Origin of the sequence: Kitasatospora sp. MY 5-36 (assembly GCF_001182915.1) — a bacterium.
Taxonomy (GTDB): domain Bacteria; phylum Actinomycetota; class Actinomycetes; order Streptomycetales; family Streptomycetaceae; genus Kitasatospora.
In genome coordinates this window covers 1-6,700 of record NZ_LFVW01000103.1, presented here as the reverse complement: position 1 = coordinate 6,700, position 6,700 = coordinate 1, and the positions used below count along the sequence as shown (strand labels likewise).

General features: G+C 73.1%; 7 protein-coding genes. 6 read left to right on the top strand and 1 reads right to left on the bottom strand.

Annotated features, from left to right (window positions below; all coding sequences use genetic code 11):
* On the bottom strand, nucleotides 1-852 hold an 852-nt coding region (locus AE652_RS08590), incomplete at its 3' end, for a pirin family protein (protein ID WP_049650604.1).
* 93 nt (nucleotides 853-945) lie between these two features.
* Here AE652_RS08590 and AE652_RS08585 point away from each other — a divergent pair.
* The 6 genes from AE652_RS08585 to thrS form a co-directional block, all read left to right on the top strand.
* A complete protein-coding gene (locus tag AE652_RS08585) occupies nucleotides 946-1,434 on the top strand; it encodes a carboxymuconolactone decarboxylase family protein (RefSeq protein ID WP_049650603.1) in 489 nt (162 codons plus the stop codon).
* A 167-nt stretch (nucleotides 1,435-1,601) separates the two neighbouring features.
* Nucleotides 1,602-2,852: a serine hydrolase gene (locus AE652_RS08580; RefSeq protein ID WP_082345482.1), complete on the top strand. Its 1,251-nt coding sequence runs from the start codon at nucleotides 1,602-1,604 to the stop codon at nucleotides 2,850-2,852.
* A gap of 168 nt (nucleotides 2,853-3,020) precedes the next feature.
* Nucleotides 3,021-3,803 (top strand): hypothetical protein, encoded by a 783-nt coding sequence (locus AE652_RS43830; RefSeq protein WP_234348301.1) that lies wholly within the window; start codon nucleotides 3,021-3,023, stop codon nucleotides 3,801-3,803.
* A gap of 151 nt (nucleotides 3,804-3,954) precedes the next feature.
* Nucleotides 3,955-4,506 carry a GNAT family N-acetyltransferase gene (locus tag AE652_RS08570; protein WP_049650601.1) on the top strand — a complete coding sequence of 184 codons (552 nt, stop codon included), beginning with the start codon at nucleotides 3,955-3,957 and terminating at the stop codon, nucleotides 4,504-4,506.
* Between the two features lie 23 nt (nucleotides 4,507-4,529).
* Nucleotides 4,530-5,252, top strand: coding sequence for a leucine-rich repeat domain-containing protein (locus tag AE652_RS08565; protein WP_369808279.1), 723 nt, complete (start codon nucleotides 4,530-4,532; stop codon nucleotides 5,250-5,252).
* Between the two features lie 224 nt (nucleotides 5,253-5,476).
* A partial coding sequence (thrS, locus tag AE652_RS08560; RefSeq protein WP_082345485.1) for a threonine--tRNA ligase occupies nucleotides 5,477-6,700 on the top strand: 1,224 nt, incomplete at its 3' end.

Sequence of the window (6,700 nt, the reverse complement as noted above, 5' to 3'; positions counted from 1 at the left end):
GGCCTGCCACTCGTCGCGGGCCTGGACGATGTCCTCGTGGGACCGCCCGATGAAGTTCCACCACATGACGATCTGCTCCTCGAAGGGCGTGCCGCCGAGCAGGACCAGGCGGGCGTCGGTGTCGCCGGTGTTGGTGAGGGTGAGGGTGTCGCGGCCGGGGGCGGCGTAGCCGAGTTCGGCGGGGCGCAGCGGGGTGTCGAGGAGGCGGATGTGTCCGCTGTCGACCAGCAGGCCGTGTTCGAAGGCGGGGTCGACGTCGAGGGTGACGGTGGCTGCGGGGTGCAGGGTCAGCTCGGCGCCGAGCAGGGGGGTGAAGGTGGGGACGGGGGAGGTGTCGCCGGCGAGAGTGCCGAGGAAGACCCGGGCCTCGCCGCCGTCCAGGGCGACGGGGGCGGGCACGTGGTGGTGGAAGTCGCGCCCGGTGTGCCGGTGCTCCTCGGGCAGGGCGACCCACAGCTGGACGCCGTGGAGGACGGTGGTGGCCGGGGTGGAGACCTCGGAGTGGGCGATGCCGCGGCCGGAGGTCATCAGGTTGACCTCGCCGGGCCGGACGTACGCGTGGACGCCGAGGCTGTCGCGGTGCTCGATCTCGCCGGTGAAGAGCCAGCTCACGGTCTGCAGTCCGGTGTGCGGGTGCGGGGCGACGTCCATGCCGCCGGTGCTGGTGACGTCGTCGGGACCGTAGTGGTCGACGAAGCACCAGGCGCCGATCGTGCTGCGGGAGCGCTGGGGCAGGGTGCGGCGTACGGTCATCGCGCGCGGGCCGCCGAGCGGCACGTCCCGGGCGGGCAGGACCTCCACCCGCGGGTCGGCGGCGGGGGTGGCGGCGCGGTCGGTCTCGGCGGTGCTCACGGGTGGTCCCTCCCAGGTGCAAGTAGTTCTATATTCAACTATCATGCCATGGCAGAGTGGCGCACGACAGCCTGATCAGCCTAAGGAGTCCAGGTGAGTGATGTGGCGGCGGTTCCGACGGACCGGCGGGTGTTCATCGACAAGCAGAGCCCCCAGGCGTACAAGGCGTTCCTGGCCGCCGCCGAGGCGGCGCGCGAGGTCGCGGCCGCGGCCGGACTGGACCGCCGGCTGATCGAGCTGGTCAACCTCCGGGTGTCGCAGATCAACGGCTGCGCCTACTGCCTGCACGTGCACACCAGGGCCGCGATCCGCGAGGGCGAGACCGCCCAGCGCCTGGGCGTGCTCGCGGCCTGGCGGGACACCGAGGTGTTCAGCGACCGCGAGCGCGCCGCGCTCGGGCTGGCCGAGGCGACCACCGCCCCGGCGGACGCGGCGCTCCAGGAGGCCGCGTACGGGGTGGCGCGCGAGGTGCTGAGCGACGAGGAGATCTCGGCGGCGGTCTGGGTGTCGATCGCCATCAACGCCTTCAACCGGGTGTCGATCCTGAGCAAGCACCCGGTCCGTCCGGCCCCGACCCGGTAGCCGCGCGCGGTGGCGGCGCCGGCGGGGATGTACGCCTTCCGGTGGACGCCCTCCGTTGTCCGGTGTACGGCCGGCTCCTCCCGGCGGGGGATGACGGACCGTCAACGGTGCGGCGAGGCTGGGCGACGAAGGCGAGGAGCTGCTCGCCGACTGCGAAGGTGGGTCGCATGGCACGTCGTACGTTTGTTTCCGCGCTGGTGGGGGCGGTCTGTCTGACACTGGCCGGGCCGGTGGTCTCCGCGGGTGCCGCCGGGGCCTCCGGGGCCGCCGACGCGCGGCCGGGCTCCGGCGACCCGAGGGCGGCGGCCCTGCGGGCGGTCACCGGGGCCGGCGCGGTCGGGGCGATCGCGGAGGTCAGGGACGGGAACGGGGTCTGGCGCGGGGCGTCCGGCGTCTCCGACCTGGCCACCGGCGCACCGGTCCGCGCCGACGGGCGGTTCCGGGTCGGCAGCGTCACCAAGGTGTTCGTCTCCACCACGGTGCTCCAACTGGTCGGGGAGGGGCGGATCGGCCTGGACGAGCCGGTCGAGCGGTACCTGCCCGGGCTGGTCCCGAACGGCGACCACATCACCGTCCGTCAACTGCTCAGCCACCGCTCCGGGCTCTGGGACTCCACCAACGAGAAGGGCGGGGTGTTCCCCGACTGGACGGACGCGGCGGTCGTCCGGAACTGGCTGGACCAGGGCGGCCTGACCCGGCAGATCACCCCGGCCCAGGTGGTGGCATCCTCGGTGGCGCACACGCCCGACTTCCCGCCGGGCACCGGGTACGGCTACTCCAACGTCAACTACACCCTGCTCGGCATGATCATCGAGAAGGTGACCGGGCACGCCTACGCCCAGGAGGTCACCGCGCGCATCCTGCGCCCGCTCGGCCTCACCGACACGTACTTCCCGGGCACGGCCACCGGCATCCGGGGCCCGCACGCGCACGGCTACTGGACGGTGCCCGAGGGCCCCGGCCCGGCGGACCACAGCGACCGGGACGTGACGGTGGCGAGCGTCACCTGGGCGAACGCGGCCGGCGAGGTGATCTCCACCCTGGGCGACCTGAACCGCTTCGACAAGGCCCTCCAGGGCGGCCGGTTGCTGCCGCCGGCGCTGCTGAAGGAGATGAACACGACGACCCCCATCGAGGTCGACGGCACGCCGACCGGGCTGGGCTACGGGCTCGGGATGGCCAGCTGGCAGCTCTCCTGCGGTCCGATCTACGGGCACAACGGCTCGGTGTCCGGGTACAGCTCCGAGCTGTGGAGCTCGGGCGACCGGCAGGTGTCGATGTCCGTCACCCCGCGTGGTGGCGATGCGGAGCTCGTCGCGCAGATGCGGGCGGAGGTCGGCTTCCTGGAGCAGGCCTTCTGCGGGACGGCGAAGGGGGCGGGGCAGGGCCCGGCCGCCGTGGCGCCGAAGCTGGGCTGACCGCCCGCCGCTCCGGTTCGTCCGTGCACAGGACCGACTGCGCGGACCGGGCGGAGCGGCGGCGCTTCCGCCGACGGGAGGCCCTCAGCGCGGAGGCGGGCGCCCGGGGGAAAATCGGTGGCTCCGGCCTCCGTCGGCGGTGAGAATGCACCGGTGATCCCCTCGCCGTTGTCCCCTGCCCAGGACCCCCGCGCCTGGTCCGTCGCCCCGGACTATCCGGGGATGCGGGACCTGGTCGCCGACCTGGAGGTGCCCGCCGGAGCTCCGATGGGCGTCATGACCGCGCTGGAGACCTCCCGGGAGCTCATCCGGCACTCCTACTACCGGTACGAGTTCGCCACCGTCGCCGTCACCCACGCGCTGTTCGCCCTGGAGCAGGTCCTCGTCGAACGGCTGGCCGTAGAGGAACCGCTCCGGGACCTGGTCGGGCGGGCCGACGCCCAGGGGCTCCTCGGGGAGGGGCTCGCGACCGGACTCGACCCCTGCCTACGGCTGCGCGACCGGCTCGCACGGGGCACCGTGGCGAGCGACGAAGTGAGCCCGGCGCCGGCCGTCCAGCTGGTGCGCGCCGTTTTCGACGCGGTGTCCGCGCTCCTCCGCCCGCCCGTGGTGGCCGACGCCACCGGCAGGGCCGCGGACGGGGAGTCGGCCCGGGAGCGGCTCGACCGGCTTTGGGAGGAGCACCAGCGGGCGCCGTTCCCCAGAAGCTTCCTCGGGGTGGAGATCGCCGGGGTGTGCCTGATCCTCCTGGAGGACGCCGTCGCCTCCGCCGTACTCCGGGAACAGAACGGCGGATTCGACCACCGGAGCATCTCCGACCTCTGGCACCGCATCGCGGACCTCGACAAGATCGTGCCCCTGATCGACGAGCAGTACTGCCGCGAGTACTTCGCCAGGCTCCGGACGGTGGCCGGGCTGGCGGCCGCCTCCCAACTCCCGCCCGCGACCTGAGCTGCGGGTCCACGGCCTGAGCTGCGACCGCGCCCTGAGCTGCGCTACGGCCTGTCTCGGCAACAGGGGGCCGGGCGGGCTTCGGAGTTCCCGTCGGCGGCGTGGTGTGCGTACGGTGATCCACACAGATCATCGGAGAGGGGTGCGCGCCATGGCGGGGACGGAACCGGGCTCGGAGACGGTGCTGACCACCGAACGGCTGGTGGTGCGTCAGTGGACGGTGGCGGACCAGGAGCGCGCGTTCGACATCTACTCCCGCTGGGAGGTCGCTCAGTGGCTCGGCCGGACGCCGCGCGCCCTGGCCCACCCCGAGGAGGCCCGCCAGTACATCGAACACTGCCGTGAGCGCTCCACCGGCCCCCGGTACGGGGTCTGGGCGGTCGAACGGCGGGACACCGGCGTGGTCGCGGGAGCGGTCCTGCTGCTTCCCGTGCCGGACGGGGACGGCGAGGTCGAGATCGGCTGGCACCTCCACCCGGACAGCTGGGGCCGGGGCATCGCCACCGAGGCCGCCCGGGCCGTCCTGGCCAAGGGCTTCGCCGACGGCCTGACCGAGATCCGCGCCATCCTCGCCCCGGACAACACCCGGTCGGCGGCGGTCTGCCGGCGCCTCGGGATGACCAGTACCGGACTGACCGACCGCTGGTACGGCCGGGAGCTGGCGGAGTTCCGCATCGGCCCGGCCCAGGGCGGGCAGGCATGACAGCGGGGGGAGGAGCGGTGGACGTGACGCTCAACCTCTGGCGCCGCCCGCTTGACGAGGTGCCGGCCGAGGTGTGGGACCGGACCGAGCTGACCGTGCTCATCCTCGCCGAGACCGGTATCCGGGAACTCCCGCCCGACATCGGCCGGTTGGCCGGGCTGCGGACCCTCGACCTCGGGCACAACCGGCTCGCCGCGCTACCGGTCGAGCTCTGCGACCTCACCGGGCTCCGGGACTTCCTCTACCTTCACGACAACGCGCTGACCGCCCTGCCCGAGGGGCTCGGCCGGCTCACCGCGCTGCGCTACCTCAACGTCGGTGAGAACCGGATCACCGAACTCCCGGCCACCATCGGCGGACTGGCCTCGCTGGTCGAGCTGCGCGCCCAGCACAACCGGCTCACCGCCCTGCCGGAGTCGATCGGCGGACTCGGTGCGCTGCGTGAACTCTGGCTGCGTGGAAACGAGTTGACCGCCCTGCCGGACTCGTTCGGTGGCCTCGCGGAGCTGCGTGAGCTGGAACTCCGGGAGAACGCCCTCACCGAACTGCCCGCCGTACTCGCCGGGCTTCCCCGATTGCGCCGCCTCGACCTGCGCGGCAACCGGATCACCGAACTGCCCGACTGGCTGGCCGACCCGGGGGCGCTGCCCGCGCTGGAGAAGCTGGACCTCCGGTGGAACGACGTGCGGCCGCCGGCCCGGCTGCTGGCGGCGCTGGCCGCACGCGGGTGCGTCACGCTCTTCTGAGCCGCCGGGCCGGGATCCGGGCCCCGATCCCGCTTCGGAAAAGATCACCGCCGGCGGACCGGAGCTGTTACCGTGGAACGTATGAAGCGCGCTGCACTCGCCACGACGACGCCGGAGAGAGTCCCGGCGCGCTGACTGCTGACCTAGTCCGAAGCCCCGGGGCGAGTGCCCCGGGGCTTCGCCGTTTCCGGTCCCACTCGCCCGCAGACCGAGTGGAGACCACCATGCGTAACCAGCCCTCGCACGACAATGCGGCCCACGACCACGAGCGCCACGGTCACGCGGCCCACGACCACCGCAAGCTCGGCCGTGAACTCGACCTCTTCGACACCGATCCGCTGATGGGCTCCGGCCTGCCGTACTGGCTCCCCGACGGCGCCGCGATCCGGCACTCCCTGGAGGAGTTCATCCGCGACCGCGAGCGCCGGGCCGGCTACCGCCACGTCTACTCCCCGGTGCTCGGCAAGCGCGAGCTGTACGAGATCTCCGGCCACTGGGCGCACTACCGCGAGGACATGTTCCCGCCCATGGAGCTGGGCTCCGAGGAGATGGTGCTGCGCCCCAGCCTCTGTCCGCACCACGCGCTGATCTACCGTTCACGCTCCCACAGCTACCGGGAACTGCCGCTGCGCATGGCCGAGTTGGGCGGCATGTACCGGTCCGAGCTGTCCGGGGTGCTGGGCGGGCTGACCAGGGTCCGGGCGATCCAGCTGAACGACGCCCACATCTTCTGCACCCCGGAGCAGGCGGCCGCCGAGGCCGTCGCCGCACTGGAGCTGATCCGCGAGGCGCACCGGGCACTGGGTATTGTGCCGGTCCGCTACCGGCTCTCGCTGCCCGGCGCGGGCGGCAAGTACGTCGCTGACCCGGCGCTCTGGGAGCGTGCCGTCGCCCTGCTCACCGAGGTGCTGGAGCGCTCCGGGGTGCCGTTCGAGGCGGCGGAGGGCGAGGCGGCGTTCTACGGTCCCAAGATCGACGTGCAGATCGCCGACGGCGCCGGGCGCGAGTTCACCCTCTCCACCGTGCAGATCGACTTCCACCAGCCCGAGCGGTTCAATCTGCACTACATCGGCGCGGACGGCGCCAAGCACCGCCCGGTGATGGTGCACCGCAGCGTGATCGGCAGCGTCGAGCGCGTGGTCGCCCACCTGATCGAGCTGTACGGGGGCGCGTTCCCGGCCTGGCTGGCACCCGTCCAGGTGGTGCTGCTGCCCGTCTCCGAGGCCGAACTGCCGCAGGCCGAGCGGTTCCGGCAGCGCTGCCTGGACCTCGGGCTGCGCGCCGAGGTCGCCGGCCCCGAGCACGGCAGCCTCGGCGCCCGGATCCGCGCGGCCCGGCTGGTGCCGTACCAGGCGGTGATCGGGGCGAAGGAGGCCGTCGACGACCGGGTCGCGCTGCGGCTGCGGGACGGCCGCCGGCTGGAGCCGCTGCCGGCCGAGGAGGCGTGG

What these genes read in the sequence shown, in the direction of transcription:
- AE652_RS08580 (WP_082345482.1), top strand. Translation starts at nt 1,602, where the DNA reads ATGGCACGTCGTACGTTTGTTTCCGCGCTGGTGGGGGCGGTCTGTCTG.
- AE652_RS08570 (WP_049650601.1), top strand. Translation starts at nt 3,955, where the DNA reads ATGGCGGGGACGGAACCGGGCTCGGAGACGGTGCTGACCACCGAACGG.